This is a genomic window from Paracoccus versutus, from assembly GCF_000763885.1.
Lineage (GTDB): Bacteria > Pseudomonadota > Alphaproteobacteria > Rhodobacterales > Rhodobacteraceae > Paracoccus > Paracoccus versutus.
Genome location: NZ_JRKO01000065.1, coordinates 1 through 25,021 on the forward strand (window position 1 = coordinate 1; position 25,021 = coordinate 25,021).

Here is a 25,021-nt window from a genome sequence, read left to right on the forward strand (position 1 = left end):
GGACAGGGGGATGTCCGCCCCCTCTTGCGGCCCAAGGCCGCAATTCACCCCCGAGGGTATTTCGGCAACGGAGAAAGGCTTCAGCCGCCGAAACTGCTGCGCCCGCCCGAGCGGGCGGTGGCCGAGGCGCCGAAGCCGCCGCGCTGGCTGACCTGGGTCGCGCTCATCGGCGGCTTGCCGATGGTCGAGGGCGCACGCTGAAAGGCCGCGGCCGGCACCTTGCCCGCGCCGCGGTTGCTGGCGAAGCTCTGGTCGCCCTTGGGCGTGGAATAGCGCCCGTCGGCCGTGTTCACCATCGGCTGCGAGAAGATGCCGCCGCCGCGCGACAGCATCGAGCCCATCATGTAGCCCACCAGCAGCGGCATGAAGGAAAACCCGCCGCCCGAGCCCTGCGCCTGCTGTTCCTGGGCCGGGTCGCCGCCGCAATTGCCGACGCCATGTTCCTGTTCGCACAGCTCCTTGGATTCGTAGCGCGGCGCGGTTTCCAGGAATTCCTGCTGGGCGGCGGCAAAGTTCTGGCGGCAGTCCTCCTCGGTGAACCACAGGGTTTCCTGCTTGCTGGCGGCGATGCAGCTTTCCAGGTCGGGAAAGCTTTGCGCGTCCATGCGGTCGTCCTCGCAGGCGGCCAGCGCCAGGGTCGCGGTTCCGGCCAGCACCAGCGCGACATGGCGCGAGCGTTTGCGGGGGAGGCGGTCGGTCATGGTCAGCCCTCGATGAAATGCGGCTTGAAGCGCGACAGGTTGTGGGTGATGGGCGAGCGGTCCTCGCGCAGGCCGAGGCCGCAGCAGGTCTCGCCCACGATCCAGGCGCCCAGCACCGGGTGGAAGCCGCCGAAATCCGGCAGCCGGGCCAGGCCCTGCACGATCATCGGGTGATGCGAATAGCTGTCGTCGCCGGTGCGCGCCACCTCGCGGCCCGCCTCGCGGATCACCACGCCCGCGCCCTCGCGCGAGAAGATCGGCTTGGTCACATGGCCCTGGGCCAGGGTTTCGCGCGCGGCTTCGAAGGCCGGGGCCAGCTCGGGGGCGGGGCTGCCGCCCGCCATCGCCTCCTCGACGTCGGCCAGGAAGAAGGCGGGCAGCAGGTTCGGGTGGCCGGGGAACATCTGCCACAGAAGCGGCAGGATGCCCTTGTTCGACAGCACCGCCTTCCAGGGCGGTTCGATGAAGCGGGTGCCCGAGCCTTGCAGGTGCCGGGCGAAGTCGTCGCGCAGCATGTCCTCCCAGGGGTAGAGCTTGAAGAGCGTGCCGATGACGCGGGACTGGTCGTCGGCGAATTGCCCCTCCTCGGTCAGGCCGATCTGGGAAAGCGCGGTGAAATGCGCGCCCAGGCCCGCCTCGCGCGCGGCCCAGGCCAGGGTCTCGACGGTGGCGTAATCCTCGGGGTTGTCGGGATCGGCGGTGAAATGCACCTCTTCGCCGTCGGTGCAGATCTGCGTCCAGCGCGCCACGATCGCCTCGTGGATGCTGTTGAACTGGTCGGCATCGGCATCCAGCACCCCCGCCGCCCGCTGCTGTTCGAACCAGAGCCATTGGAAGCTGGCGGATTCGTAGAGCGATGTCGGGGTGTCGGCGTTGTATTCCAGCAGCTTCGCCGGGCCATGGCCGCCATAGGCCAGGTCCATGCGGCCGTAAAGCTCGGGCTCGCCCCGCGCCCAGCTGGCGGCCACCAGATCCCAATGCTCGCGCGGGATGTCGAGCCGGGTCAGCCAGGATTCGTCGCGGACGGCGCGGTCCACCGCCTCGCGGCAGAGCGCGTGCAGTTCCGTCGCGGGTGCCTCGATGTCCTCCTCGACCTGGCGCAGGGTGAAGCGATAGGCGCTGGTTTCGTCCCAATAGGGCTCGCCGCCCATGTCGGCGAAGCTGAAGCCCAGCTTCTCGGCCTCGTCGCGCCAGCCGGGCCGCTCGGGAAGGGTGCGTTTTTCCATGGTCTCTCCTTCCGCCCGAGATAGGACGGGGCGGCGCCTCGGCGCAAGCCTGCGCCGCTATTTTCTGGCCGTGCGGGTCGGTGCATCGGCCGCCCTTCGCCCCCCGGCAGGCCGGGTTTCACGCGGGGCTTGCGGCAGGGCCGGCTTCGCGCCAAGCTGCTACCATTCCAGCCCCGCGAGCGACGGGGCGCGACAACAGGGATGATCCGTCATGCAGAACCGTTTCCCGCTTCGCGCGCTCATGCTGGCCTCGGCCGTGGCCTTGGCGCCGGCCGGTGCCGCCTGGGCCGAGACCCCCGCCGATACGCTGGTGATCGCTCATCAGATCGACGACATCATCAGCCTGGACCCCGGCCAGAGCTTCGAGTTCTCGGGCCAGGACGTGGTCAGGAACCTTTACGACCGGCTGGTCGATATCGACCCGCTGGACCTGGCGGCGGGCATCAAGCCCAGCCTGGCCGAAAGCTGGGAGGTCAGCGAGGACGGCAAGACCATCACGCTGACCATGCGCGAGGGGGTGAAGTTCCATTCCGGCAATCCGGTCCGGGCCGAGGATGCCGCCTGGTCGCTGCAACGCGCCGTCAAGCTGAACAAGTCGCCCGCCTTCATCCTGAACCAGTTCGGCTTCACCGCCGAGAACGTGGACGAGCGCGTGACCTTCGACGGCAACAGGCTGGTGCTGCAACTCGACCAGCCCTATGCGCAAAGCTACGTGCTGAACTGCCTGGCCTCGGAGGTCGGCTCGGTCGTGGACAAGGAAACCGTGATGGCCCATGCCGAGGGCGAGGATTTCGGCAATGCCTGGCTGTCCACCAACGATGCGGGTTCGGGGCCCTTCACCCTGGCCACATGGCGGCCGAACGAGGCGGTGCAGCTGACCGCCAATCCCGATTACTGGCAGGGCGCTCCGGCATTGGCGCGGGTGATCGTGCGCCATGTCCAGGAAAGCAGCGCGCAACGGCTGCTGCTGGAGCAGGGCGACGTGGACGTGGCCCGCAACCTGACGCCGACCGATGTCGAGGGCATCGCCGGCAACGACAGGCTGAAGGTGATGGACGAGCTGCGCGGCCGCATCCTCTACATGGGGCTGAGCCAGAAGGATCCCCTGCTGTCCCGCCCCGAGATGGTCGAGGCGATGAAATACCTGATCGACTATGCGGGCATGGAATCGAGCTTCCTCAAGGGCCAGTGGAAGGTGCATCAGAACTTCCTGCCCGAGGGCTACCTGGGCGCCTCGGACGAGAACCCCTGGACCCATGACATCGAGAAGGCCCGCCAGATCCTGACCGATGCCGGCATCACCTCGGGCACGGTCAGGACCATCGTGCGCGACATCCGCGAATATGTCGACGCCGCCCAGACCCTGCAGGCCGCCATGGCGCAGGTCGGGCTGACGCTGGAGATCCAGCAGATGACCGGGGCGCAGGTGCTGGACGCCTATCGCGCGCGCCAGGTGCCGGTCTTCATCGGCGAATGGGGGCCGGATTACGCCGATCCGCATACCAATGCCTCGACCTTCGCCCATAACCCGAACAATGCCGACGATGCCGGCCTGTCGCAGCTGGCATGGCGCAACAGCTGGGCGGTGCCCGACGAGATGAACCGCGCCGTCGAGGCCGCCACGCTGGAGGGCGACACCGACAAGCGGGTGCAGATGTATCTGGACATCCAGAGCCAATATCGCGAAATCGCGCCGATCATCCCGATGTTCCAGAAGATCGAGCAGGTGGCGATGCAGCAGAACGTCCAGAACTGGACCTCGGGCGGCTCGGTCAGCTCGGTCCTCTATCGCCAGGTGACGAAGGAATAGGGCGTGGTCCAGCCCGACATGCTGGACCAGCCGGGGCGGGACGGGCCGCCCCCCGCCGCCGGCGCGCCGTCGGGGCGCGCCATGCGGCTGGGCCGTCGCTTCGCCGGCGTGGCCCTGTCGCTGGTGCTGACGCTGCTGGGCCTTTTGCTCGTCACCTTCGTCATCGGCCGCATCATGCCGATCGACCCGGTGCTGAAGGTGGTGGGCGAGCGCGCGACCCAGGCGCAATATGACGCGGCCTATCAGGCCATGGGGCTGGACAAGCCGATCTGGCAGCAGTTCCTGCGCTACATGGCCGAGGTGCTGCGCGGCGATTTCGGCCGCTCGATCTCGACCGGCCATGCGGTGGCGCAGGACTTGCGGCGGGTGTTCCCGGCCACGCTGGAGCTGGCGACGCTGGGCACGATGATCGGCGTGCTGGTCGGCGTGCCGCTGGGCGTGGTCGCCGCCGCGCGCCGGGGCGGCTGGATCGACCAGGTCGCCCGCGTGGTGGCGCTGGTCGGCTATTCCATGCCGATCTTCTGGCTGGGGCTGATGGGCCTTCTGCTGTTCTACGGCATCCTCGGCTGGGTCGGCGGGCCGGGACGGCAGGGCATCGTCTACGACGGCATGGTGCCCACCGTCACCGGGCTGATCCTGGTCGACAGCCTGGTCGCCGGCGACTGGGCCGCCTTCCGCGACGCCTTCAGCCATATCGTGCTGCCGGCCGGCCTTCTGGGCTATTTCAGCCTTGCCTATATCAGCCGCATGACCCGCAGCTTCATGCTGGAGCAGCTTTCGGCGGAATATGTCGTCACCGCCCGCGTCAAGGGCCTGTCCGAGCGCCGGGTGATCTGGGGCCATGCCTTCCGCAACATCCTGGTGCCGCTGGTCACGGTGATCGCGCTGAGCTTCGGCTCGCTGCTGGAAGGCTCGGTGCTGACCGAGATCGTGTTCTCCTGGCCCGGCATCGGCCAGTATATCACCAAGGCGCTGCTGGCCGGCGACATGAACGCGGTGCTGGGCGGGACCGTGGTGGTCGGCACCTGCTTCGTGGCGCTGAACCTGCTTTCCGACATCCTCTACCGCCTGCTGGACCCGAGGGCGACATGACCCGGACCACCCGCGCATGGCTGCTTTCGGACGCGCCGCAGACAAGGCGGCAGGCCCGGCTCGGGGCGCTCTACCAGGGCTGGCTGACCTTTCGCGCCAACCGGCTGGCGATGGTCGGGCTCGCGATCCTGGTCCTGCTGGTGCTGGTCGCGGGTTTCGCGCCCTGGATCGCGCCGCAAAACCCCTATGCGCAGAACCTGGCCCAGCGGTTGCAGCCGCCCTCCGCGCAGCATTGGCTGGGCACGGATGCGCTGGGGCGGGACATCCTGTCGCGGCTGATCTTCGGCTCGCGGATCACGCTGTTCATCGTCGGCACCGTGGCGCTGATCGCGCCGGTGATCGGGCTTTTCGTCGGCACGGTGGCGGGCTTCGCCGGCGGCTGGGTCGACCAGGTGCTGATGCGCATCACCGACATCTTCCTGGCCTTCCCCAAGCTGATCCTGGCCCTGGCCTTCGTCGCCGCCCTCGGCCCCGGCATCGGCAATGCGGTGCTGGCGCTGGCCATCACCTCATGGCCGCCCTATGCGCGGCTCGCGCGGGCCGAGACGCTGACCATCCGCCGCGCCGACTATATCGCCGCCGCCCGGCTGCAGGGCGCGGGGCCCTTGCGGCTGCTGATCGGCCATGTCTGGCCGCTCTGCGTCAGCTCGCTGATCGTGCGGGTGGCGCTCGACATGGCGGGGATCATCCTCTCGGCCGCGGGGCTGGGCTTCCTGGGCCTCGGCGCGCAGCCGCCGATGCCGGAATGGGGGGCGATGATCTCGGACGGGCGCAGCTATATCCTGGACTTCTGGTGGGTCGCGGCCATGCCCGGCCTGGCGATCTTCGTCGTGTCCCTGGCCTTCAACCTGCTCGGCGACGGGCTGCGCGACGTGCTGGATCCCAGGGGAGGGCGGGAATGACGCCGCTGCTTTCGGTCCGGAACCTGCGCGTCGCCTTCCCGACCCGCTCGGGCCTGTTCGAGGCGGTGCGCGGCGTCAGCTTCGAGCTGGGCCGCGAGCGGTTGGGCGTGGTCGGCGAAAGCGGCTCGGGCAAGACCATGACCGGCCGCGCCATCCTCGGCCTCGTGCGTCCGCCGGGGCGGGTCGATGCCGACCGCATGGCGCTTAGCGGCGAATCGATCCTGAACCTGCCCGAGCGGCGGATGCGCCGCCTGCGCGGCGCGCGCATCAGCATGGTGATGCAGGATCCCAAGTTCAGCCTGAACCCGGTGATGACCGTCGGCCGCCAGATCGTCGAGGGCTACCGGCTGCACACGGGCGTCAGCCGCGCCCAGGCCCGCGACAAGGCGCTGGAAATGCTCGCCGCCGTGCAGATCCGCGACCCCGAACGGGTGTTTCACGCCTATCCGCACGAGGTCTCGGGCGGCATGGGCCAGCGCATCATGATCGCGATGATGCTGGCCCCCGACCCCGAGATCCTGATCGCGGACGAACCCACCTCGGCGCTGGACGTCTCGGTCAGGAACGAGGTGCTGCGCATCCTGGACCGGCTGGTGCGCGAACGCGGCATGGGGCTGATCTTCATCAGCCACGACCTGAACCTGGTGGCGCAATTCTGCGACCGCGTCCTGATCATGTATGCCGGCCGCGTGGTCGAGGAACTGCCCGCGCGCGATCTGCACGCCGCCCGCCACCCCTATACCCAGGGCCTGCTGAACAGCCTGCCGCGCCTCGACCGCCCGGTGGAACGGCTCGCGGTCCTGCAAAGGCAGGCGGGCTGGCGCGACGCCCCGCCCGAGGGCGCGGCATGATGCGGCTTCTTCGTTCCCCAAATACCCATCCGCGCCGGTGCAACCCATGCTGACGGTCGAGGATCTGGACGTCTGGTTCGGCCATCCGCCCGAGCGCGTCGATGCGGTGAAATCCGCCAGCTTCGCCGTCCGGCCGGGCGAAAGCTTCGGCCTCGTCGGCGAAAGCGGCTCGGGCAAGTCCACGATCCTGCGCGCCATCGCCGGGCTCGTCGACAGCTGGTCGGGCCGCATCGAGGTCGCGGGCGAAGCCGTCGCCGGCCGCCGCCGCTCGCGCGGCTTCCACAAGACCGTGCAGATGGTGTTCCAGGATCCCTATGCCAGCCTGCATCCGCGCCATTCCGTGGACCGGGTGCTGTCGGAAACCCTGCGCCTGCAGGGCATGGACCGGATCGACGCCCGCATCGCCCGGCTTCTGGACCAGGTCGGGCTGGGGCAGGGCTTCCGCTTCCGCTATCCGCACCAGCTGTCGGGCGGCCAGCGCCAGCGCGTCGCCATCGCCCGCGCGCTCGCGGCCGAGCCCAGGCTCCTCTTGCTCGACGAGCCGACCTCGGCGCTCGATGTCAGCGTGCAGGCCGAGATCCTGAACCTGCTTGCCGACATCCGGGCCGAGCGGCGGCTGAGCTATGTCCTGGTCAGCCACGACCTGGCGGTGGTGGCGCATATGTGCGACCGGCTGGCGGTGATGCGCGCGGGCCGGATCGTCGAGGAAATGGACGCCGCCAGCCTGCGCGCGGGCGCGGCGCAGGGCGATTACGCCCGCGCGCTGATCGCCGCCAGCGCCGGCTATGTCCGCGAATCCTAGCACTACTTTGGCAGAAGTCTGTTGAGCATTTTTCGCCACTTCCTACGGCAGTGGGGACAGTTGGGCGGCGGCTGACTGAGCTGGATCAAGATCGTCTGTCTGATAGCTGGTAGGCTCGGTTGCGGCGGGGCAGCTGGGGCCCTTTTTTTTCCGACCCGCTGCCTTCAGGCGTCGGGCTTGCAGGAAGGCGAACGCGATCATGGTCATGAGCGCATGTCGGTGCAGGCCCTGCCATGATCGGCCCTCGAAGTGGTCAAGGCCCAACTCTTCCTTGAGCTGCTGATGGGCTTGCTCACAGACCCAACGGGCCTTGATGGCCCCGGCCAGTTTCTTGAGCGGTGTGTCGGCCGGCAGGTTGCTGAGGTAGTATTTGCGCTCGCCGGTGGAACGGTGCTCGCCGACCAGCCAGACCTCCTCGCCGGGCAGATGCTGCTGGCCAAGATTGCCAATGCGCTGCGGCGGTCCGCAGGCCAACGCGGACGCGCATGGCAGCGAACCGGGCTGAGAGCTTGCCTTTCGTGCCGCGCCGCCAACTCACGGCCTGCCACTTCGCATTCTCAAGTATCCTGCGCCGGACGAGATGGGACATCGGGGACATGGTTCTTACGCGGTCGCCCGCGCCCGGCGACCGGGAAGATCAGGGTAAGGTTGGCCGAGTAGACCTTCTGCTTGTGAGCGATGCCCACGGCCCATCAGTCCACGCTCGGTGAGCGCCTGCCGGAACGGGCCAGACAGGCCATAGCCGGCGTCGGCCAGGATGCCGCCAAAGCGCGCACCTGCGCTGCGCACACGGTCGATCTCGGCCAATGCGATCTCCGGCTTGGTACGGTAGGTGCGCGCCTCGTCAGGAACCTTTGCCCGATCCATGCGCGCCCTATCACTGGTCCAGCTCTCGGGCAGAAACAGCCGAAGCCCGATCATCACGGGCACTTCGCCTGATGCCAGCGTCACCGACACAAGGGTCTGGCAGTTGGCGTTCTTGCCGAGCGCCGACGCGTACTGCGGTGCTACCCCAACTGAGGCACGCCCCTTCTTGGGCAACGCGGTATCATCAATAATCAGCCAAGCATCGCTGCCACCAACCAAGGCGTCTGCCTGCCGGCACAGTTCCTTCTCCAGCGGCGCGCTGGCCCACAGCGCGGCACCAATAAAATGATGAAGTTGGTCATAACCAATCCCGGGCGAACGCATCGCCATGGGCTGCACGCTCTTGCGATCGCCAGGACCAATCAGCTCCTCAACGCAAGCCGGACACATCCGCGCCCGGCGCCGGTCGCCCAATGTTGCCACAAAGGGACGAAGCCACTCCGTCAGATCGTCCCGTCGATCATCCGCCATCGCCAGCCTCCACAAGCTGGCACTCTATGAATCACCGCAAGTGACTCTTGGGAATCCTGAAAATGCACTTCTGCCAAAGTAGTGTTAGACCGCCACGCCGAAGATCTTGCCGATGCCGGCGGTGGCCGCCAGCGCCAGGGTTCCGCCCGCAGTCACCCGCAGCACCGCCCGGCCGGGCGGGGCGCCGCCGGCCCAGGCCCCCAGCGCGCCCAGCGTTCCCAGTGCGACCAGCACCGCGACCAGCACGCTGGCGACGACCTGGCCGCCGGGCGCGAACACCGCCGCCAAGAGCGGCACCGACGCCGCGGTGCTGAAGGTCGCGGCCGAGGCCAGCGCCGCTTGCAGCGGGTTCGCGTTCGACGCCTCGCTGAGCCCCAGCTCGTCGCGGACATGGGCGGCCAGCGCATCATGCTCGGTCACTTCGCGCGCGGCCTGCAGGGCGGTGCCGGGGCTCATGCCGCGCGTTTCGTAGATGGCGGCCAGCTCGTGCAGCTCCGCCTCGGGCATCTCGCGCAGGGCCGTGCGTTCGCGGGCGATGTCGGCGCGCTCGGTATCCGATTGCGAACTGACCGAGACATATTCGCCCATGGCCATGGACATTGCCCCCGCGACCAGCCCGGCAAGCCCGGCGATCAGGATCGCCTCGCGTCCCGGATCGGCCGCGGCGACCCCGGTGATCAGCGCGCCGGTCGAGACGATGCCGTCGTTCGCCCCCAGCACCGAGGCGCGCAGCCAGCCCAGGCGGCTGACGTAATGCGGATCGTCGGGATGGGCGCTGGGTTGCTTGCTCATGGCTGGCCTCGGCTGCTGCATCGCGGGCAGATTAACCGGCCCCGCCGGATTTGCCAGCCTTGCGTCCCGCGCCCGGCGCCGTCACGCTGCGGCCAGGCGAATCCCGCCGGACGGAGGTGACATGCTCCACGACCCGATCCTGCCGCCGCCGCGCAACCTGATCGGCGGCGCCTGGCGCCCGGCCGCCTCGGGGCGCGAGATGCCGATGATCTCGCCCCTCGACGGCCGGCCCTTCGCCGCCATCGCCGATTCCGGCCCCGAGGACGTGGATGCCGCGATCCGCGCCGCCCGCACCGCCTTCGAGGGCGACTGGGGCCGCCTGACCGCGGCCGAGCGCGGCCGGCTGATGCTGCGCCTTGCCCTGCGCATCGAGGCCGAGGCAGAGACGCTGGCGCAGCTGGAAACCCGCGACAACGGCAAGCCCATCGCCCAGTCCCGCGCCGACATGGCGGCGCTGGCGCGCTATTTCGAATATTACGGCGGCGCGGCCGACAAGCTGCATGGCGAGGTGATCCCCTTCCTGAACGGCCATGACGCCATCAGCCTGCGCGAGCCGCATGGCGTCACCGGCCATATCATCCCCTGGAACTATCCGGTGCAGATCTTCGGCCGCTCGGTCGGCGCGGCGCTGGCCATGGGCAATGCCACCGTGACCAAGCCGGCCGAGGATGCCTGCCTGACCATCCTGCGCCTGGGCGCGCTTGCGGCCGAGACCGGCTTTCCACCCGGCGCGATCAATATCGTCACCGGGCGCGGCGCGGTGGCCGGGCGGGCGCTGTCCGAACATCCCGGCGTCGATTTCATCAGCTTCACCGGCTCGCCCCAGGTCGGCCAGGCCATCGGGATCGCCGCGGCGCGCAATCACATCCCCTGCACGCTGGAACTGGGTGGCAAGTCGCCGCAGATCGTCTTCGACGACGCCGACCTCGAGGCCGCCGCGCCGGTGATCGTGGGTGCCATCGTGCAGAACGGCGGCCAGACCTGCTCGGCCGGATCGCGCGTGCTGATCCAGCGCGGCATCTGGGACCGGCTGACCGCCATGCTGGCCGAACGCTTTCGCTCGGTCGAGGCGGGCCCGGCAGAAGGCGCGCTGCTGGGCCCGCTGATCTCGGCCCGGCAGAAGGCGCGGGTCGAAGGCTACATCGCCGGGGCCGCGGCGCCGCTGATCGCCCGCGGCGCCATTGCCGGGGACGCGCCGGCGACCGGCTTCTACGTCGCGCCGGCGCTCTTCGGCCCGGTCGATCCGGCAAGCCCGCTGGCGCAGGAGGAAATCTTCGGCCCGGTGCTGGCCGCCATCCCCTTCGACACCGAGGCCGAGGCCGTGGCCATCGCCAACGGCACCGAATACGGGCTGGTCGCCGGCATCTGGACCCGCGACGGGGACCGCCAGGCGCGCATGGCCCGCGCCATGCGCTGCGGACAGGTCTTCATCAATGCCTATGGCGCCGGGGGCGGGATCGAGCTGCCCTTCGGCGGGCTGCGCAGATCCGGCCACGGGCGCGAAAAGGGCTTCGCCGCGCTTTACGAATTCTCGCGGCTGAAGACCGTGGTTCATCGTTTCGCATAAAGGGAGGGAAAGATCATGCGGCTGCAAGGCAAGACGGCATTGGTGACGGGCGGCGCCTCGGGCTTCGGGCGCGGCATCGCCGAAACCTTCGCGCGCGAGGGGGCGCGGGTGGCGGTGCTGGACATCGACGGCGAAGGCGCGGCGGTGGTGGCCGAGGGGATCGACGGGCTCGCGCTGGCCTGCGACGTGAGCCGGGGCGACCAGGTCCGCGCGGCGGTGGACAAGGCGCGCGAAGCCTTCGGCGCCCTCGACATCGTGGTCAACAACGCCGGCTGGACCACGCCGAACGGCCCGCTTCTGGACACCGACGAGACGGCGTTCCGCAAGATCTACGACATCAACGTGCTGTCGATCTTTCACATGACCCATGCGGTGTTGCCGCATTGGCGGACGCGCGGGCAGGGGGTGATGATCAACGTCAGTTCGACCGCCGGCATCCGGCCGCGGCCGGGGCTGAGCTGGTACAATTCCTCCAAGGGCGCGGTGAACACCCTGACCCGCAGCCTGGCGGCGGAACTCGCGCCCGAGGGCATCCGCGTGAACGCCATTGCCCCGGTCATGGGCGAGACCGGGATGCTGGAGCGCTTCATGGGCTGCGAGGACACGCCCGAGAACCGCGCCCGCTTCCTTTCGACCATCCCGCTGGGCCGGCTGTCGAAGCCGCGCGACATCGCCAATGCCGCGCTTTACCTGGCCTCGGACGAGGCCGATTTCATCACCGGCGTCATCCTCGAGGTCGATGGCGGGCGGACGGTCTAGCCCGTCACGCCCTGCGCCCGCCGCGTGGCCGCGCTGCGCCACAGGAAGGCCAGCACGAACAGCACCGTCAGCACCAGCACGATGGTCGGTGCCGGGGCGCTGTTCAGCCAGAAGCTGGCCCAGACCCCGCTGGCCGCCCCGAATGCCGCGACGCCGACCGAGGTGGCCAGCATGGCGGACAGCCGGCGCGTCAGCAGGAAGGCCACCGCCCCCGGCGCGATCAGCAGCGCCACGGCCAGGATGATGCCGACCGAGCTGAGCATGGCGACCACCGTGGCCGAGATCATGGCGAGCAGCCCGTAGTTCAGCAGGTTGAACGCCAGCCCCGACACCCGCGCCTGCACCGGGTCGAAGGCCAGGAGCGCGAAATCGCGCCATTTCAGCACCAGCACCAGCCCGACCATGGCCGAGATGCCGCCGGCAAGGCGCAGATCTTCGGGGCCGACGCCCAGCATGTTGCCAAACAGGATATGGTCCAGGTGCAGGTCGGTCTGGATCGCGGTGTAAAGCACCACCCCCAGCCCGAACATGCCCGACATGACCACGCCCAGCACGGTGTCGGCCTTGACGCGGCTGTTGTCCTGGATCCAGCCGGTCAGGGCCGCGCAGCCCAGGCCCGCCAGGAAGGCGCCAAGGATCAGCGGCAGGCCCGCGACATAGGCCAGCACCACGCCGGGCAGCACGGCATGGCTGACCGCATCGCCCATCAGCGACCAGCCCTTGAGCACCAGAAAGCAGGACAAAAGCCCCGCCGGCAGCGCGATCATCAGCCCGATCAGCGCCGCATCGCGCATGAAGGGGAAGGAAAAGGGCATCAGCAGCCAGTCCATCACGCGGCCTCCTTCAGCGCGTCGCGGGCGCGGCGGCGGGCGGCCAGAAGCCCGTGCTTCGGCGCCAGCAGGAAGGCGGCCAGGAAGATCAGCGTCTGCAGGCAGACGATCACCCCCCCGGTCGCGCCGTCGAGGAAGAACGAGACATAGGCGCCAATGGCCGAGGTGAGCGAGCCGATCGCCACCGACAGCAGGATCAGCCGCGGAAAGCGGTCGGTCAGCAGATAGGCTGTGGCGCCCGGCGTCACCACCAGCGCCACGACCAGGAAGGCGCCGACGGTCTGCATCGCCGCCACGGTCGAGGCCGAGAGCAGGGTGAAGAACAGCACCTTCAGCGCCTGCGGGTTCAGCCCGATGGTGCGGGCGTGGCTCTCGTCGAAGAACACCACCATCAGGTCGCGCCATTTCGCCGCCAGCACCAGCGCCGAGATGCCGCCGATCAGCGCCAGCTGCAGCGTGTCGCCGGGCGTGATCGCCAGGATGTTGCCCATGGTGATGGTCTGCACGGAAACCGCCATCGGGTTGAGCGAGACCATGAACAGCCCCAGCCCGAAGAAGCCGGTGAAGATCAGGCCGATGATCGCATCCTCGCGCAGGCCCGTGCGCTTGTTCAGAAACAGCATGGTCAGCGCCGCGAGCCCGCCCGACAGGAACGCCCCCAGCGCGAAGGGCAGGCCCAGCATGTAGGCCCCGGCGACGCCCGGCACGATGGAATGGGACAGCGCGTCGCCGATCAGCGACCAGCCCTTGAGCATCAGATAGGCCGACAGGAAGGCGCAGACCCCGCCGACCAGCGCCGAGACCCAGATCGCGTCGGTCATGTAGCTGTATTCGAAGGGCACCAGCAGCGTGCGGATCATTTCGGCGCCGCCTCTTCGCGGGCGCTGCGCTGCTTGTCGTCGTAAAACACCAGCGGGCGCTCGTCGTCCGACAGCACGGTCAGGCCGCGCGGGTCGTCGTCGTCGTGCAGGTGCCGCGGCCCCAGCACGAAATGGCGCAGCACGCCGCCGAAGGCCAGCCGCAGGTTGTCGGGGGTGAAGACCTCGGCCGTGGGGCCATGGGCCAGCACCGTGTTCTTCATCAGCACCACCCGGTCGCAATATTCCGGCACCGAGCCGAGGTCGTGGGTCGAGACCAGCATGACCCGCCCCTCGTCCCGCATTTCCTGCAACAGCGCGATGATGGCGGATTCGGTCTTGACGTCCACGCCGGTAAAGGGCTCGTCGAGCAGGATCACCCAGGCGCCCTGCGCCAGGGCGCGGGCCAGGAAGACGCGCTTCTTCTGGCCGCCCGAAAGCTCGCCGATCTGGCGGTGGCGGAAGTCCTGCATGTTCACCCGCGCCAGCGCTTCGTCCACGGCGCGGCGATCCTCGGGCCGCGCCCGGCGCAGAAAGCCCATATGGCCGTAGCGGCCCATCATCACCACGTCCTCGACCAGCACCGGAAAGGACCAGTCCACCTCCTCGGCCTGGGGCACATAGGCGATCAGGTTGCGGCGCAGCGCCTGCGGCACGGTCAGGCCCAGCACCCGCACCTTGCCGGCGGCGGCCGGAACAAAGCCCATCAGCGCCTTGAACAGCGTGGACTTGCCCGAGCCGTTCACCCCCACCAGCGCCGTGACCGAGCCCTGCGGCACGGTGAAATTCGCGTCGCGCAGGGCGGTGAAGCCGTTGCGATAGGCCACGGTCAGGCCGGATACCTCGATGCCCAGGGCGTCACGCATCGCTCAGCGCCTCGACGATGGTTTCCGAGGTCACGCGCAGCAGGTCCAGGTAGGTCGGCACCGGCCCGCCGGCCTCGGACAGGCTGTCGACGTAAAGCACGCCGCCATAGCGCGCCCCGGTCTCGGCCGCGATCTGCCTGGCCGGGCGGTCCGAGACGGTGCTTTCCGAAAACACTACCGGGATCTTGTGCTGCCTGATCGCATCGACCACGCGGCGCACCTGCTGGGGCGTGCCCTGCGCATCGGCGTTGATCGGCCACAGGAACAGCTCGCGCAGGCCGAAATCCCGCGCCAGATAGGAAAACGCCCCCTCCGACGTGACCAGCCAGCGCCGCTCCTCGGGCAGGGCGCGGGCGGCGTCGCGCAGCGGGCCGATGGTGCGGGCGATCTCGCCCTTGTAGCGGCCGGCATTGGCGCGATAGCTGCCCTCGCCCTCGGGGTCGACCTGGGACAGGGCGGCGGCGATGTTGTCGACATAGACCAGCGCCGTGTCCAGCGCCATCCAGGCATGCGGGTTGGGCTTGCCGTCGTAATGCCCGCCCGAGATCGGCATCGGCTCGATCCCCTCGGTCAGCGTGGCCGAGGGCAGGTCGCCCAGGTTGCGCAGGAACTGTTCGAACCACAGTTCCAGGTTCATCCCGTTGCGCAGGACCAGGCTGGCGTCGCGGGCGCCGATCAGGTCGCTGGGGGTCGGTTCGTAACCGTGGATCTCGGCCCCCGGCTTGGTGATCGAGACCACCTCGGCGCGGTCCCCGGCCACGTTGCGCGCCATGTCGGCGATGATGGTGAAGGTGGTCGCCACCTTGAACTTGCCGCCCTGCGCCAGCGCCGGGGCGGAAAGGATGGCGGGGGCGGCCAGCCCGGCAAGGGCCGTGGTCAGGAATGTTCTGCGCTTCATGGTCCGATTCTTGTTCCCGTGGGCCTGGTTCTGTTGCCGTTTATCTGCGAACGATTCTCAACTGTCAAGCCAGTTGCAATTTCTTCGCATCTGGGCCAGAAAACCGCATGGAGATCGAAACCCGCGCCGAAGCCTTCGAGGCCGCGCTGCGCCGTGCCGGCGTGCGCATCACCCGCCAGCGGGCGGCGCTGTTGCGCGTGCTGGCTGGGGCCGAGGACCACCCCGACGCGACGCAGCTGCACCAGCGCGCCATGGCGGCGGGGGCGGGGGTGTCGCTGGCGACGGTCTACCGCACGCTCTCGGCGCTCGAGGCGCAGGGCGTGATCCAGAAGCTGGAGTTCGAGGGCGAGCCGGCGCGGTTCGAGCCCGCCGACGGCAGCCACCACGACCACATGATCGACGTCGAGACAGGCGAGGTCATGGAATTCGTCAACGAGCGCATCGAGCGCCTGCAGGCCGAGATCGCCACCGAGATGGGCTATGAGATCGTCCGCCACCGGCTGGAGCTTTACGTCCGGCGGCGGAGATGAACCTGGCGGTCTTCGACAAGATCATCTCGGACCGCGGCTCGCGCTATGCGGTGTCGGGCGGGCCGGCACGGACGCGCGCCGAGGCCGAGGCGCTGCTGGCCGAACTGCGCCGCAACAAGCGTTTCGCCAAGGCGACGCACAACAGCTGGGCCGCGATCCTGTCGGGCGAGGCGGTGCGCGACGACGACGGCGAAACCGGCGCCGGCCAGATCATCCTGCAGATGCTGGAGCGGGCCGGGCTGACCGACCATGTGGTGATCGTGACGCGCTGGTATGGCGGCAAGAACCTGGGGGGCGACCGCTTTCGCCATGTCGTCGATGCGGTGCGGCACTATCTGGCGCAGGTGGGGCGCTAATTCTCGCCCTTCACGGCATGGGCTTGCAGCAGTTCCAGCGGCACGATCTCCAGCGTGCGGGCATGGGTGGCCTCCAGCACCACCTCGGGCGCGGCGAATTCCTGCGCGGCCTGCAGGAAGCGCGCGGCGCAAAGGCACCAGCGGTCGCCCGGCTTCAGCCCCGGAAAGCGGAACTCGGGCCGCGGCGTGCTGAGGTCGTTGCCCAGGTATTTCGACAGCGCCAGGAACTCGGCCGTCACCACGACGCAGACCGTGTGCCGGCCGCGATCCTCGGGGCCGGTATTGCAGCAGCCGTCGCGGAAAAATCCGGTCAGCGGCGCGGTCGAGCAGGGCGCGAGCTTGCCGCCAAGGACGTTGAGCGCGGGGTCCATGTCAGGTCTCCTTCGGCTGCCAGTCGATCCAGCGGGCATGGAAATCCGCCCGGCCGAGGCTCCATTGCCGCATCCCGCCGCCGGCCCAGAGCCGCAGGGCCAGCGCCGCGCCCTCGCCGCCGTCGGCCTCCATGGACAGATGCGCCAGGGGGCGCTCGGGGCTGGCCTGCGCGCCGGCGGCCTGCAGCGCGGCCTCGATCCGCGCGCGGGTGGCGGCGGGAAAATATTGCGCCGCAACGGTGTGATAGACAAGCCTGCCATGGTTGCAAGGTTCGGCCAGCCGGGCCGGCAGCCAGTCGCCCGCATCGCCGCGATCCACCCGCGGCGGATGGCTCCGGGCCAGGGCCAGCGCCGCCTGCATCCGCTCCAGCCGCGCGTGCTGGTCCGCCCAGATATAGGACAGAAGCCGCAGCCCGTCGCGCACCGGATCGAGCGGGTTCAGGTCTACCCCCCGCGCCGCGCCGGTCGCCAGCAGGGCATGGGCCGGGATCGCGCCGCGCCATTCCGGGGCAAGCCGGACAAGCGTCGCATCGTCTCCGGCAGTCTGGTCTTCATAATCTATATCAAGATGATAGAGAAGAAAGTTCAGGTTCAGTCCAGCACTCGCCCCCAGCTCCAGCAAGTCAAAGCGGCATCCGGGAAGCTCGCTAGCCAAGTGCCGGCCCGCAGCGATCAGCACCGCGGCGCGGGCGACCTCATTGGTCTGCGGCGCAAGCTCGAGCCATTCCAGCATATGCGGCTGATGCTGATGAATTGCTTTGGAAATCTTCTGGCGAAGCCATGCGTCGTCACCCCCGGCATAGGCCCGCGCCAGTTCAGGGTCGCGCCCGTTCAGCACCAGCGCATGCAGCGCCCCGCAAAGCCGCAGCGGCAGCGAATCGCCGCGGTGGCTGGGATCGCCGGGCCAGGTTCGCACCCGCCGCGCCAGCGCGCCGTCGCCCTCGGCCAGGACCGGCGCCAGCTGCTCGCAGACCCGGGCCGTCAGCGGCGAGCCGAGCGCGCGGCAGGCCCCCGCCTGCAAGGCGAAGGCCTCGCGCCAGGCCGTCACCGGAACCGCTCGGTCAGCGCCCTGAGCCGGTCGGAGAGGCTGGGCGGCTCGGCGGCGAGGTCGTTGGCGGGTTTCGCCGCTGGCCTTTCCGGCGATCCCTTGCCGGGGTTTTCGGGGCGGGTGCCGCTGTTGCGCGCCGGCGCCACCCGCGCCGCGACCGCGTTCATGAACCGCGCATCGTCCCCCGCCGCCAGCGCCTCCGCCCCCTCCGAGATGCCGCGCAAGAGGTCGTCCAGCCCGGCCTCTTCGGCCTTGGCGAAATCCGACAGCACATAGCCCGACACGCGGTTCTTGTCGCCGGGATGGCCGATGCCGATGCGCAGCCGGCGATAGCCCTCGCCGATATGCTGGTGCAGCGAGCGCAGCCCGTTGTGCCCGGCATGGCCGCCGCCGGTCTTCAGCCGCAGCTTGCCGGGGGCGAGGTCCAGCTCGTCATGCAGCACGGTCACGTCCTCGGGCCCGAGCTTCAGGTAGCGCATCGCCTCGCCGACCGACTGGCCCGACAGGTTCATGAAGGTTCCGGGCTTGAGCAGGGTGACGCGCGTGCCCCCCAGCCGCCCCTCGGCGATCTCGCCCTGGAAACGCACGCGCCAGGGGGCAAAGCCGTGGTCGGCGGCGATGCGATCGACCGCCATGAAGCCCACATTGTGCCGGTTCGCGGCGTATTTCGCGCCCGGATTGCCCAGGCCGACGATCAGTTTCATGCGTTTCTCCGTCGCTCGGGCGCCAGATTACCGGCCCGGCCGGGCAGGGGCAAATTTTATCGCTCTCTTGTCCTCGGGGCCCGGCGTTACTAAGACTCTGTCAACCTTTCGCGTCTAAGAGCGGTCGAACGGGACAGGGGCCTTGGGACGAATCGCGAAACGGACAGGCCAGGCAGGGACAAAAGCAAGGACAGACATGCACGATCCGGCAGAATTCTACATGAACACCCTCGTCCCCATGGTCGTCGAACAGACCAGCCGGGGCGAACGTGCCTATGACATCTTCTCGCGCCTGCTGAAGGAAAGGATCATCTTCCTGTCCGGCCCGGTGCATGACGGCATGGCGACGCTGATCTCGGCGCAGCTGCTGTTCCTCGAGGCGGAAAACCCGACCAAGGACATCAGCATGTATATCAACAGCCCCGGCGGGCTGGTGACGGCGGGCCTGTCGATCTATGACACGATGCAATACATCAAGCCGCGCGTCTCGACGCTGGTGGTGGGGCAGGCGGCCTCGATGGGCTCGCTGCTGCTGTGCGCAGGCCAGCCGGGGCAGCGCTTCTCGCTGCCGAACAGCCGCATCATGGTCCACCAGCCCTCGGGCGGCTTCCAGGGCCAGGCGACCGACATCCTGATCCATGCGCGCGAGACCGAAAAGCTCAAGCGGCGCCTGAACGAGATCTATGTCCAGCACACCGGCCGCACGCTGGAAGAGGTCGAGGAGGCGCTGGAGCGCGACCGCTTCATGTCGCCGCAGGAGGCCAAGGATTGGGGCCTCATCGACGAGATCCTGACGGCGCGCGGCAAGGCCGAGCCGGGCCAGTGATCACGGCTGCGGGAAGCTGGCGGGGCAGGCGTTTTGGGGATTGTGACGGGCCGGGGGGGCTCGTAACATGATGGGCAACGCATGGCGTGGCCTGGCCACGTCCGGAACAGGCGGTCGTCCGGCGCTTTTGCCGGGCCTCCGGTGCTATACGAGGATGAACTGATGGCCAATCCGACCGGCGGCGACAGCAAGAACACGCTCTATTGCAGCTTCTGCGGCAAGAGCCAGCATGAGGTGCGCAAGCTGATTGCCGGTCCGACCGTGTTCATCTGCGATGAATGCGTCGAACTCTGCATGGACATCATCCGCGAGGAGACCAAGTCCTCGGCGCTGAAATCCGGCGACGGCGTGCCGACCCCGCGCGAGATCTGCAACGTGCTGGACGATTACGTGATCGGCCAGGAACATGCCAAGCGCGTGCTGTCGGTGGCCGTCCACAACCACTACAAGCGGCTGAACCACAGCTCCAAGACCGACATCGAGCTGGCCAAGTCGAACATCCTGCTGATCGGCCCGACCGGCTGCGGCAAGACGCTGCTGGCGCAGACGCTGGCGCGCATCCTGGACGTGCCCTTCACCATGGCCGACGCCACCACGCTGACCGAGGCCGGCTATGTCGGCGAGGATGTCGAGAACATCATCCTCAAGCTCCTGCAGGCCAGCGAATACAACGTCGAGCGGGCGCAGCGCGGCATCGTCTATATCGACGAGGTCGACAAGATCACCCGCAAGTCCGACAATCCCTCGATCACCCGCGACGTCTCGGGCGAGGGGGTGCAGCAGGCGCTGCTGAAGATCATGGAGGGCACGGTCGCCTCGGTGCCGCCGCAAGGCGGGCGCAAGCATCCGCAGCAGGAATTCCTGCAGGTGGACACGACCAATATCCTCTTCATCTGCGGCGGTGCCTTTGCCGGGCTGGACCGGATCATCGCGCAGCGCAACAAGGGCACGGCGATGGGCTTCGGCGCCAACGTCAAGGAGGACGACGACAAGGGCGTGGGCGAGTTGTTCAAGCAGCTCGAGCCCGAGGATCTGCTGAAATTCGGCCTGATCCCGGAATTCGTCGGCCGCCTGCCGGTCATCGCCACGCTGGGCGACCTTGACGAACAGGCGCTGATCACCATCCTGACCCAGCCCAAGAACGCGCTGGTCAAGCAGTATCAGCGGCTCTTCGACCTCGAGGGCGTGAAGCTGACCTTCACCGAGGACGCGCTGGTCGCCATCGCCCGCCGCGCCATCAAGCGCAAGACCGGCGCGCGGGGCCTGCGCTCGATCATGGAGGACATCCTGCTGGACACGATGTTCGACCTGCCCGGCATGAGCAGCGTCGAGGAGGTGGTGGTCAACGAGGAGGCGGTGGACAATCCCGCAGCCAAGCCTTTGCTGATCCACACCGATTCGAAAAAGGAAACCGCGACCGCGGGCTAGGCCCGCATCGCGTAGGGGCTCGGCCGGCCGCCTTGGCGGCTGCCGATCCCGCGCCGCGGCGGGTCGGTCGACGTGGTGCAGGCGGGGCCATGGGCGCCGCCTTTTTCGTTTACCCCTCCGCGCGCGTCCATCTGCACGGAGAACGTCTCCGTCCGGCGGGCCGCAATGGTTTGTCGGCGCGTAAGGTTCCCGGCCGCGCTCTGATCGGCTTGTCCCCGCGGGCTCCGCCGGAGTGAACCGCATCCACCTGCTGGCCTGCGACTACGGCTTGTCCCTGCGCGGGCTCCGCCGGGTTTCCGACCCAACGCTATCGCGCGGCTGCTGCGCATCATCTGCCTGATCGCCTTCGGGCTGCTGTTCCTGGGAATGCTTTCAGTCATCCTGGGGACGGCAGTTCTGTTGGTGCAGCAGAGCGTCAATCTGGGCCGACTGACGCTTCTGGGCTTGCTCTCCAGGCCCCAGTCAAGAACCGAGACCCTCCAGACAAGCCCCTCGACCAGGAGCAATGAAAAACCCTCCCGAGAGCAACTCGGGAGGGGGATCTCATCCCGATCTGGATCTTGGGAAAACTGGGGTGCGCTGTCCGTAGGGGGTTTCCCGGATCGCCACATCGGCCTCGGTCAGGTTCTCGGAAATGGTCGAGAACTCGCCAGCATTCAGCAGGGGAGCGATGGAGAGCCGGGCGTTGGCCTCCTTCAGAGCCCTGATCCCGCCGCGATGGGCCGGCCTACCATTCGCCCCCCGGCCGCGTCGATTTGCCTTGTCCGGGCGCGGCTGCGGCCAAGCGTCTCTGGACCTTCGCCGCAACTTGCGGCATATCTCGGCCACACCCGATTGATGAGGTTCGCACCCATGTCGTTTCTGCTGCGCTTTCTGACCTGGTGGAACAGCCAGACCCTGAACACCCAGGTCTGGACCAAGCTTTACGGCGAAAAGGTCGGCGAGGACGATCAGGGCAATGTCTATTACCAGTCCGGCGGCGGCAAGCGGCGCTGGGTGATCTATAACGGCGAGGCCGAGGCAAGCCGCATCTCGCCCGAATGGCACGGCTGGCTGCATCACACCTACAAGGAGCCGCCGACCGCGGCCCCGCTGCCGCACAAGACCTGGGAAAAGCCGCATGAGCCGAACCTGACCGGGACGCCTGGCGCCTATCACCCGGCGGGCTCGCTCTATCGTGCGCAGCCGGTCGAGCGGCGCGACTACGACGCCTGGCAGCCCGAGTAGGCGCATGAACACCACCGCCGAACGGGCCGAGCTTTGGGTTGGCGCGGCGGTCCTGGCCGTGGCGGCCGGCTTCCTGGCCTGGTCCACCGCCGGCGGCAGGCTGGGGGCGCAGCTGGCGGGCGGCTATGAGCTGCGCGCGGCCTTTCCCAACGTGGACGGCATCGAGGTCGGCACCGATGTCCGCGTCGCCGGCGTCAGGGTGGGGCGGGTCTCGGCGGTCGACCTGAACCCGCAGACCTATTTCGCCGAGGCGCGGCTGCGCCTGCCCGACGGCATTCGCCTGCCCAGCGACAGCGCGGCGCTGATCCAGTCGGACGGGCTGCTGGGCGGCGCCTATATCGAATTGCAGCCGGGCGGCGCGCCCGACAACCTGGCGCCGGGCGACGAGATCGAGGATGTGCAGGGCGCGGTCAGCCTGATCTCGCTAATGATGAAATTCGTGGATGCGCAAAGCACGGACGACAGCCCATGACCGATCTTCTGACCCGCGCCTGCCTGTGCCTGCTGCTGGCCGCCAGCCCCGTCCTCGCCCAGGACGAGGAGCCGGCCGAGGACCAGCAGCTGATGATCGACCCGGCCTTCAGCGACGATCCCGATGCGGTGGTCCCCGTCGAGCCCTCGGCGGCTGAGCGGCAGCGCGCCGCCGAAGCCGCCCGCGGCCCCGAGACGGCGCGCGGTACCGGCGCGCAGCTGCGCGGCCTCGACAAGATCACCGGCCGGACCCAGGACTTTACCCTGGCCGTGGGCGAGTCGGTCGCCTTTGGCCGGCTTCAGCTGAGCCTGGCGGAATGCCGCTATCCGGCGGCGGACCCGACCTCGGACGCCTATGCCGAGCTGACGATCACCGACCATCAGGCCAATGCCCGGCTGTTTGCGGGCTGGATGATCGCCTCGTCCCCGGCGCTCTCGGCGCTGGACGATCCGCGCTATGACGTCTGGGTGATTTCCTGCAACAGGGCCTGAGCACCGGGCAGGGCATGGGTAGTCAGGTCGGCGCGGACCTTTAGCGCGACCGCCAGCCGCCGGCGATATTCCAGGCGCGGGATGGCCTGGCCACCCATCGAGGCGAGATGCGGGTTCGGATATTGCGTGTCCCACAGCGTGAAGCCGCAGCGCGCCAGATGCGAGGACATCCAGATCAGCGCCGCCTTGGAGGCATTGGGCCGGCGCGAGAACATGCTTTCGGCAAAGAAGGCCCCGCCCAGCGTCAGGCCGAACATGCCGCCGATCAGCGCGTCGCCGGCGCGGATCTCCAGCGAATGGGCGTGGCCCATGCGGAACAGATCGCGGTAAAGCGCCATCAGCGGGGCGTTGATCCAAGTTTCCGCGCGATCGGCGCAGCCTTGGACCACGCCGACGAAATCGCGGTCGAGGGTCGCATGCCAGCCGCAATGGCGCAGCACGCGCCGCATCGAGCGCGAGACATGCACCCCGCCCACCGGCAGGATGCCGCGCAGCCCCGGCTCGAACCAGTAAAGCTGGGGATCCGAGGCGGATTGCGCCATCGGAAACACCCCCTGGGCATAGGCGGCCAGCATCCGTTCGGCAGTCAGGCCCCTGCTGCTCATGCAGGGACCGCCGGTCGTGCCGCCTGCCGCATCGCTCAGGCGCTGACGGCCATCTCGGCCAGCCAGCGTTCCAGCCAGTGGATCGAGTAATCGCCGCGCTGGATGTCGGGATTCTCGATCAACGCCCGGAACAGCGGCACGGTGGTGTCGATCCCGTCCACGATCAGCTCGCCCAAGGCGCGGTTCAGCCGTGCCAGCGCCTCGGGGCGGTCGCGGCCATGCACGATCAGCTTGCCGATCAGGCTGTCGTAATAGGGCGGGATGCGGTAGCCGTCATAGATCGCCGAATCCATCCGCACGCCCAGCCCCCCCGGCGCGTGATATTGCGAGATGGTGCCGGGCGAGGGGGTGAAGTTCGGCAGCTTCTCGGCATTGATCCGCACCTCGATGGCATGGCCGCGGATCTGCAGGTCTTCCTGGCGGAACTCCATCTCTTCGCCGGCGGCGACCAGGATCTGCTGGCGCACCAGGTCGACGCCGAAGATCGCCTCGGTCACAGGATGCTCGACCTGGAGGCGGGTGTTCATCTCGATGAAGTAGAACTCGCCGTCCTCGAACAGGAACTCGATGGTGCCTGCGCCGCGATAGCCGATCTTGGCCATGGCATTGGCGCAGATGCCGCCGATGCGGGCGCGCTGCTCGGCGGTGATGACCGGGCCGGGCGCTTCCTCGAAGACCTTCTGGTGGCGGCGCTGCAGCGAACAGTCGCGCTCGCCCAGATGCACGGCGCGGCCGCGGCCGTCGCCAAAGACCTGCACCTCGATATGGCGCGGGCGCTGCAGGTATTTCTCGATATAGACCTCGTCGTTGCCGAAGGCGGCCTTGGCCTCGGCGCGGGCGGTGCGGAAGGCGGTCTCCAGCCCGGCTTCATCATTGGCGACCTTCATGCCGCGCCCGCCGCCACCGGCGGTGGCCTTGATGATGACCGGATAGCCGATCTGCGCCGCCACCTGCTTGGCCGCGGCCACGTCCGCCACACCGCCGTCCGAGCCGGGCACCACCGGGATGCCCAGCGACTTCGCCGTCTCCTTGGCGGTGATCTTGTCGCCCATGATGCGGATATGCTCGGCCGAGGGGCCGATGAAGGTGATGCCGTGATCCTCGACCATCTGCACGAAGGCGGCGTTTTCCGACAGGAAGCCATAGCCGGGATGCACCGCCTGCGCGCCGGTGATCTCGCAGGCCGAGATGATGGCGGGCTGCGACAGGTAGCTGTCGGTCGAGGGCGGCGGGCCGATGCAGACGGATTCGTCGGCCATGCGCACATGCATCGCGTCGGTATCGGCGGTGGAATGCACGGCGACCGAGGCGATGCCCATTTCGCGGCAGGCGCGGATCACGCGCAGCGCGATCTCGCCGCGGTTGGCGATCAGGATCTTGTCGAACATCCGCGCCTCACTCGACGACCATCAGGGGCGCGCCGAACTCGACCGGGCTGCCGTCGTCGACGAGGATGCGCTTGACCGTGCCCGAGCGGGGCGAGGGGATGTGGTTCATCGTCTTCATCGCCTCGACGATCATCAGCGTCTCGCCTTCCTTGACCTGCTGGCCGATGGCGACGAAGGGCGTGGCGCCGGGCTCGGGCGCCAGGTAGGCGGTGCCGACCATGGGCGAGGTCACGACGCCGGGCAGGCTGGCCGGATCCTCGCTGGCGGGGGCTGCGGCCGCGGCC

General features: G+C 68.6%; 27 protein-coding genes and 1 pseudogene. 14 read left to right on the plus strand and 14 right to left on the minus strand.

Annotated elements, in window-relative coordinates; all coding sequences use genetic code 11:
• Positions 1-80: 80 nt before the first annotated feature.
• A complete protein-coding gene (locus tag IT40_RS22180) occupies positions 81-701 on the minus strand; it encodes a DUF1190 domain-containing protein (protein WP_036759816.1) in 621 nt (206 codons plus the stop codon).
• A 2-nt stretch (positions 702-703) separates the two neighbouring features.
• Entirely contained in the window at positions 704-1,927 is a 1,224-nt protein-coding gene (locus IT40_RS22185) for a glutathionylspermidine synthase family protein (protein WP_036759819.1), read from the minus strand.
• A 211-nt stretch (positions 1,928-2,138) separates the two neighbouring features.
• Between IT40_RS22185 and IT40_RS22190 the strand changes: the two genes are divergently transcribed.
• The 5 genes from IT40_RS22190 to IT40_RS22210 all read left to right on the plus strand — a co-directional run bounded on the left by IT40_RS22190 (position 2,139) and on the right by IT40_RS22210 (position 7,384).
• On the plus strand, positions 2,139-3,737 hold the full coding sequence (locus tag IT40_RS22190; protein WP_036759821.1) for an ABC transporter substrate-binding protein: 1,599 nt from the start codon (positions 2,139-2,141) through the stop codon (positions 3,735-3,737).
• Between the two features lie 81 nt (positions 3,738-3,818).
• Positions 3,819-4,829 carry an ABC transporter permease gene (locus IT40_RS22195; protein ID WP_036759862.1) on the plus strand — a complete coding sequence of 337 codons (1,011 nt, stop codon included), beginning with the start codon at positions 3,819-3,821 and terminating at the stop codon, positions 4,827-4,829.
• Positions 4,826-5,731 (plus strand): nickel transporter permease, encoded by a 906-nt coding sequence (gene nikC, locus IT40_RS22200; protein WP_036759823.1) that lies wholly within the window; start codon positions 4,826-4,828, stop codon positions 5,729-5,731. The genes IT40_RS22195 and nikC overlap by 4 nt, the downstream gene beginning before the upstream one ends.
• Complete coding sequence (locus IT40_RS22205) at positions 5,728-6,582, plus strand: ABC transporter ATP-binding protein (RefSeq protein WP_036759825.1); 855 nt, start codon at positions 5,728-5,730, stop codon at positions 6,580-6,582. Before nikC ends, IT40_RS22205 begins: the two co-directional genes overlap by 4 nt.
• Positions 6,583-6,628: 46 nt before the next feature.
• Positions 6,629-7,384 (plus strand): ABC transporter ATP-binding protein, encoded by a 756-nt coding sequence (locus tag IT40_RS22210; RefSeq protein WP_036759827.1) that lies wholly within the window; start codon positions 6,629-6,631, stop codon positions 7,382-7,384.
• Between the two features lie 42 nt (positions 7,385-7,426).
• Here IT40_RS22210 and IT40_RS22215 read toward each other — a convergent pair.
• Positions 7,427-8,722 (minus strand): annotated as a pseudogene (locus IT40_RS22215) (IS701 family transposase).
• Positions 8,723-8,806: 84 nt separating this feature from the next.
• Positions 8,807-9,514 carry a VIT1/CCC1 transporter family protein gene (locus IT40_RS22220; RefSeq protein WP_036759830.1) on the minus strand — a complete coding sequence of 236 codons (708 nt, stop codon included), beginning with the start codon at positions 9,512-9,514 and terminating at the stop codon, positions 8,807-8,809.
• Between the two features lie 121 nt (positions 9,515-9,635).
• Here IT40_RS22220 and IT40_RS22225 point away from each other — a divergent pair, with 121 nt between their 5' ends.
• Together IT40_RS22225 and IT40_RS22230 are read left to right on the plus strand one after the other, a co-directional pair.
• Entirely contained in the window at positions 9,636-11,081 is a 1,446-nt protein-coding gene (locus tag IT40_RS22225; RefSeq protein ID WP_036759831.1) for an aldehyde dehydrogenase family protein, read from the plus strand.
• Positions 11,082-11,096: 15 nt separating this feature from the next.
• A complete protein-coding gene (locus IT40_RS22230) occupies positions 11,097-11,840 on the plus strand; it encodes an SDR family oxidoreductase (RefSeq protein ID WP_036759832.1) in 744 nt (247 codons plus the stop codon).
• On the opposite strand, the gene IT40_RS22235 is transcribed toward IT40_RS22230, so the two are convergent.
• Genes IT40_RS22235 through IT40_RS22250 form a run of 4 tightly spaced genes read right to left on the minus strand, consistent with a single transcriptional unit; the run spans position 11,837 to position 15,291 of the window.
• Complete coding sequence (locus tag IT40_RS22235; protein WP_036759833.1) at positions 11,837-12,670, minus strand: metal ABC transporter permease; 834 nt, start codon at positions 12,668-12,670, stop codon at positions 11,837-11,839. The two genes, IT40_RS22230 and IT40_RS22235, sit on opposite strands and share 4 nt — an antisense overlap.
• Positions 12,670-13,530: a metal ABC transporter permease gene (locus IT40_RS22240; protein ID WP_036759834.1), complete on the minus strand. Its 861-nt coding sequence runs from the start codon at positions 13,528-13,530 to the stop codon at positions 12,670-12,672. Before IT40_RS22240 ends, IT40_RS22235 begins: the two co-directional genes overlap by 1 nt.
• Complete coding sequence (locus IT40_RS22245) at positions 13,527-14,393, minus strand: manganese/iron ABC transporter ATP-binding protein (protein ID WP_036759835.1); 867 nt, start codon at positions 14,391-14,393, stop codon at positions 13,527-13,529. Before IT40_RS22245 ends, IT40_RS22240 begins: the two co-directional genes overlap by 4 nt.
• Positions 14,386-15,291, minus strand: a complete 906-nt coding sequence (locus IT40_RS22250; RefSeq protein ID WP_036759836.1) for a metal ABC transporter substrate-binding protein — start codon at positions 15,289-15,291, stop codon at positions 14,386-14,388. Before IT40_RS22250 ends, IT40_RS22245 begins: the two co-directional genes overlap by 8 nt.
• Before the next feature lie 107 nt (positions 15,292-15,398).
• Here IT40_RS22250 and IT40_RS22255 point away from each other — a divergent pair, with 107 nt between their 5' ends.
• Together IT40_RS22255 and IT40_RS22260 are read left to right on the plus strand one after the other, a co-directional pair.
• The gene (locus IT40_RS22255) at positions 15,399-15,821 is read left to right on the plus strand and encodes a Fur family transcriptional regulator (RefSeq protein WP_036759838.1); all 423 of its coding nucleotides are present in this window, start codon (positions 15,399-15,401) and stop codon (positions 15,819-15,821) included.
• A complete protein-coding gene (locus IT40_RS22260) occupies positions 15,818-16,177 on the plus strand; it encodes a YigZ family protein (RefSeq protein WP_208021352.1) in 360 nt (119 codons plus the stop codon). Before IT40_RS22255 ends, IT40_RS22260 begins: the two co-directional genes overlap by 4 nt.
• On the opposite strand, the gene IT40_RS22265 is transcribed toward IT40_RS22260, so the two are convergent.
• The 3 genes from IT40_RS22265 to pth are packed head-to-tail and all read right to left on the minus strand — an operon-like array spanning position 16,174 to position 18,300.
• On the minus strand, positions 16,174-16,548 hold the full coding sequence (locus tag IT40_RS22265; RefSeq protein ID WP_036759840.1) for a DUF2237 family protein: 375 nt from the start codon (positions 16,546-16,548) through the stop codon (positions 16,174-16,176). The genes IT40_RS22260 and IT40_RS22265 overlap by 4 nt on opposite strands.
• A 1-nt stretch (position 16,549) precedes the next feature.
• The gene (locus IT40_RS22270; RefSeq protein ID WP_036759841.1) at positions 16,550-17,596 is read right to left on the minus strand and encodes a DUF2332 domain-containing protein; all 1,047 of its coding nucleotides are present in this window, start codon (positions 17,594-17,596) and stop codon (positions 16,550-16,552) included.
• Positions 17,593-18,300 carry an aminoacyl-tRNA hydrolase gene (gene pth, locus IT40_RS22275; protein ID WP_036759843.1) on the minus strand — a complete coding sequence of 236 codons (708 nt, stop codon included), beginning with the start codon at positions 18,298-18,300 and terminating at the stop codon, positions 17,593-17,595. Before pth ends, IT40_RS22270 begins: the two co-directional genes overlap by 4 nt.
• 196 nt (positions 18,301-18,496) lie before the next feature.
• On the opposite strand from pth, the gene IT40_RS22280 reads away from it, so the two are divergent.
• The 5 genes from IT40_RS22280 to IT40_RS22300 all read left to right on the plus strand — a co-directional run bounded on the left by IT40_RS22280 (position 18,497) and on the right by IT40_RS22300 (position 22,744).
• Positions 18,497-19,126 carry an ATP-dependent Clp protease proteolytic subunit gene (locus IT40_RS22280; RefSeq protein ID WP_036759845.1) on the plus strand — a complete coding sequence of 210 codons (630 nt, stop codon included), beginning with the start codon at positions 18,497-18,499 and terminating at the stop codon, positions 19,124-19,126.
• A gap of 162 nt (positions 19,127-19,288) precedes the next feature.
• Positions 19,289-20,554: an ATP-dependent Clp protease ATP-binding subunit ClpX gene (gene clpX / locus IT40_RS22285; RefSeq protein ID WP_036759847.1), complete on the plus strand. Its 1,266-nt coding sequence runs from the start codon at positions 19,289-19,291 to the stop codon at positions 20,552-20,554.
• 852 nt (positions 20,555-21,406) lie between these two features.
• Positions 21,407-21,781: an NADH:ubiquinone oxidoreductase subunit NDUFA12 gene (locus IT40_RS22290; protein ID WP_036759849.1), complete on the plus strand. Its 375-nt coding sequence runs from the start codon at positions 21,407-21,409 to the stop codon at positions 21,779-21,781.
• Between the two features lie 4 nt (positions 21,782-21,785).
• Positions 21,786-22,253 carry an outer membrane lipid asymmetry maintenance protein MlaD gene (gene mlaD, locus IT40_RS22295; protein ID WP_036759853.1) on the plus strand — a complete coding sequence of 156 codons (468 nt, stop codon included), beginning with the start codon at positions 21,786-21,788 and terminating at the stop codon, positions 22,251-22,253.
• The gene (locus IT40_RS22300) at positions 22,250-22,744 is read left to right on the plus strand and encodes a DUF2155 domain-containing protein (RefSeq protein ID WP_036759854.1); all 495 of its coding nucleotides are present in this window, start codon (positions 22,250-22,252) and stop codon (positions 22,742-22,744) included. Before mlaD ends, IT40_RS22300 begins: the two co-directional genes overlap by 4 nt.
• Here IT40_RS22300 and aat read toward each other — a convergent pair.
• From aat to IT40_RS22315, 3 genes are all read right to left on the minus strand, one after another.
• On the minus strand, positions 22,708-23,349 hold the full coding sequence (gene aat / locus IT40_RS22305) for a leucyl/phenylalanyl-tRNA--protein transferase (RefSeq protein ID WP_036759856.1): 642 nt from the start codon (positions 23,347-23,349) through the stop codon (positions 22,708-22,710). The two genes, IT40_RS22300 and aat, sit on opposite strands and share 37 nt — an antisense overlap.
• Before the next feature lie 35 nt (positions 23,350-23,384).
• Positions 23,385-24,737: an acetyl-CoA carboxylase biotin carboxylase subunit gene (gene accC / locus IT40_RS22310; protein ID WP_036759858.1), complete on the minus strand. Its 1,353-nt coding sequence runs from the start codon at positions 24,735-24,737 to the stop codon at positions 23,385-23,387.
• Between the two features lie 7 nt (positions 24,738-24,744).
• A partial coding sequence (locus IT40_RS22315) for an acetyl-CoA carboxylase biotin carboxyl carrier protein (RefSeq protein WP_036759859.1) occupies positions 24,745-25,021 on the minus strand: 277 nt, incomplete at its 5' end.

Excerpts from the sequence above, each read along its gene's own strand:
- IT40_RS22205 (WP_036759825.1), top strand. The coding sequence starts at position 5,728 with ATGACGCCGCTGCTTTCGGTCCGGAACCTGCGCGTCGCCTTCCCGACC.
- nikC (WP_036759823.1), top strand. The coding sequence starts at position 4,826 with ATGACCCGGACCACCCGCGCATGGCTGCTTTCGGACGCGCCGCAGACA.
- IT40_RS22260 (WP_208021352.1), top strand. The coding sequence starts at position 15,818 with ATGAACCTGGCGGTCTTCGACAAGATCATCTCGGACCGCGGCTCGCGC.
- aat (WP_036759856.1), bottom strand. The coding sequence starts at position 23,349 with ATGAGCAGCAGGGGCCTGACTGCCGAACGGATGCTGGCCGCCTATGCC.
- pth (WP_036759843.1), bottom strand. The coding sequence starts at position 18,300 with ATGAAACTGATCGTCGGCCTGGGCAATCCGGGCGCGAAATACGCCGCG.
- IT40_RS22280 (WP_036759845.1), top strand. The coding sequence starts at position 18,497 with ATGCACGATCCGGCAGAATTCTACATGAACACCCTCGTCCCCATGGTC.
- IT40_RS22220 (WP_036759830.1), bottom strand. The coding sequence starts at position 9,514 with ATGAGCAAGCAACCCAGCGCCCATCCCGACGATCCGCATTACGTCAGC.
- accC (WP_036759858.1), bottom strand. The coding sequence starts at position 24,737 with ATGTTCGACAAGATCCTGATCGCCAACCGCGGCGAGATCGCGCTGCGC.
- IT40_RS22210 (WP_036759827.1), top strand. The coding sequence starts at position 6,629 with ATGCTGACGGTCGAGGATCTGGACGTCTGGTTCGGCCATCCGCCCGAG.
- IT40_RS22255 (WP_036759838.1), top strand. The coding sequence starts at position 15,399 with ATGGAGATCGAAACCCGCGCCGAAGCCTTCGAGGCCGCGCTGCGCCGT.
- IT40_RS22195 (WP_036759862.1), top strand. The coding sequence starts at position 3,819 with ATGCGGCTGGGCCGTCGCTTCGCCGGCGTGGCCCTGTCGCTGGTGCTG.
- IT40_RS22245 (WP_036759835.1), bottom strand. The coding sequence starts at position 14,393 with ATGCGTGACGCCCTGGGCATCGAGGTATCCGGCCTGACCGTGGCCTAT.
- IT40_RS22265 (WP_036759840.1), bottom strand. The coding sequence starts at position 16,548 with ATGGACCCCGCGCTCAACGTCCTTGGCGGCAAGCTCGCGCCCTGCTCG.
- IT40_RS22190 (WP_036759821.1), top strand. The coding sequence starts at position 2,139 with ATGCAGAACCGTTTCCCGCTTCGCGCGCTCATGCTGGCCTCGGCCGTG.
- mlaD (WP_036759853.1), top strand. The coding sequence starts at position 21,786 with ATGAACACCACCGCCGAACGGGCCGAGCTTTGGGTTGGCGCGGCGGTC.
- IT40_RS22235 (WP_036759833.1), bottom strand. The coding sequence starts at position 12,670 with ATGGACTGGCTGCTGATGCCCTTTTCCTTCCCCTTCATGCGCGATGCG.
- IT40_RS22290 (WP_036759849.1), top strand. The coding sequence starts at position 21,407 with ATGTCGTTTCTGCTGCGCTTTCTGACCTGGTGGAACAGCCAGACCCTG.
- IT40_RS22230 (WP_036759832.1), top strand. The coding sequence starts at position 11,097 with ATGCGGCTGCAAGGCAAGACGGCATTGGTGACGGGCGGCGCCTCGGGC.
- IT40_RS22300 (WP_036759854.1), top strand. The coding sequence starts at position 22,250 with ATGACCGATCTTCTGACCCGCGCCTGCCTGTGCCTGCTGCTGGCCGCC.
- IT40_RS22240 (WP_036759834.1), bottom strand. The coding sequence starts at position 13,530 with ATGATCCGCACGCTGCTGGTGCCCTTCGAATACAGCTACATGACCGAC.
- IT40_RS22250 (WP_036759836.1), bottom strand. The coding sequence starts at position 15,291 with ATGAAGCGCAGAACATTCCTGACCACGGCCCTTGCCGGGCTGGCCGCC.
- IT40_RS22225 (WP_036759831.1), top strand. The coding sequence starts at position 9,636 with ATGCTCCACGACCCGATCCTGCCGCCGCCGCGCAACCTGATCGGCGGC.
- IT40_RS22180 (WP_036759816.1), bottom strand. The coding sequence starts at position 701 with ATGACCGACCGCCTCCCCCGCAAACGCTCGCGCCATGTCGCGCTGGTG.
- clpX (WP_036759847.1), top strand. The coding sequence starts at position 19,289 with ATGGCCAATCCGACCGGCGGCGACAGCAAGAACACGCTCTATTGCAGC.
- IT40_RS22185 (WP_036759819.1), bottom strand. The coding sequence starts at position 1,927 with ATGGAAAAACGCACCCTTCCCGAGCGGCCCGGCTGGCGCGACGAGGCC.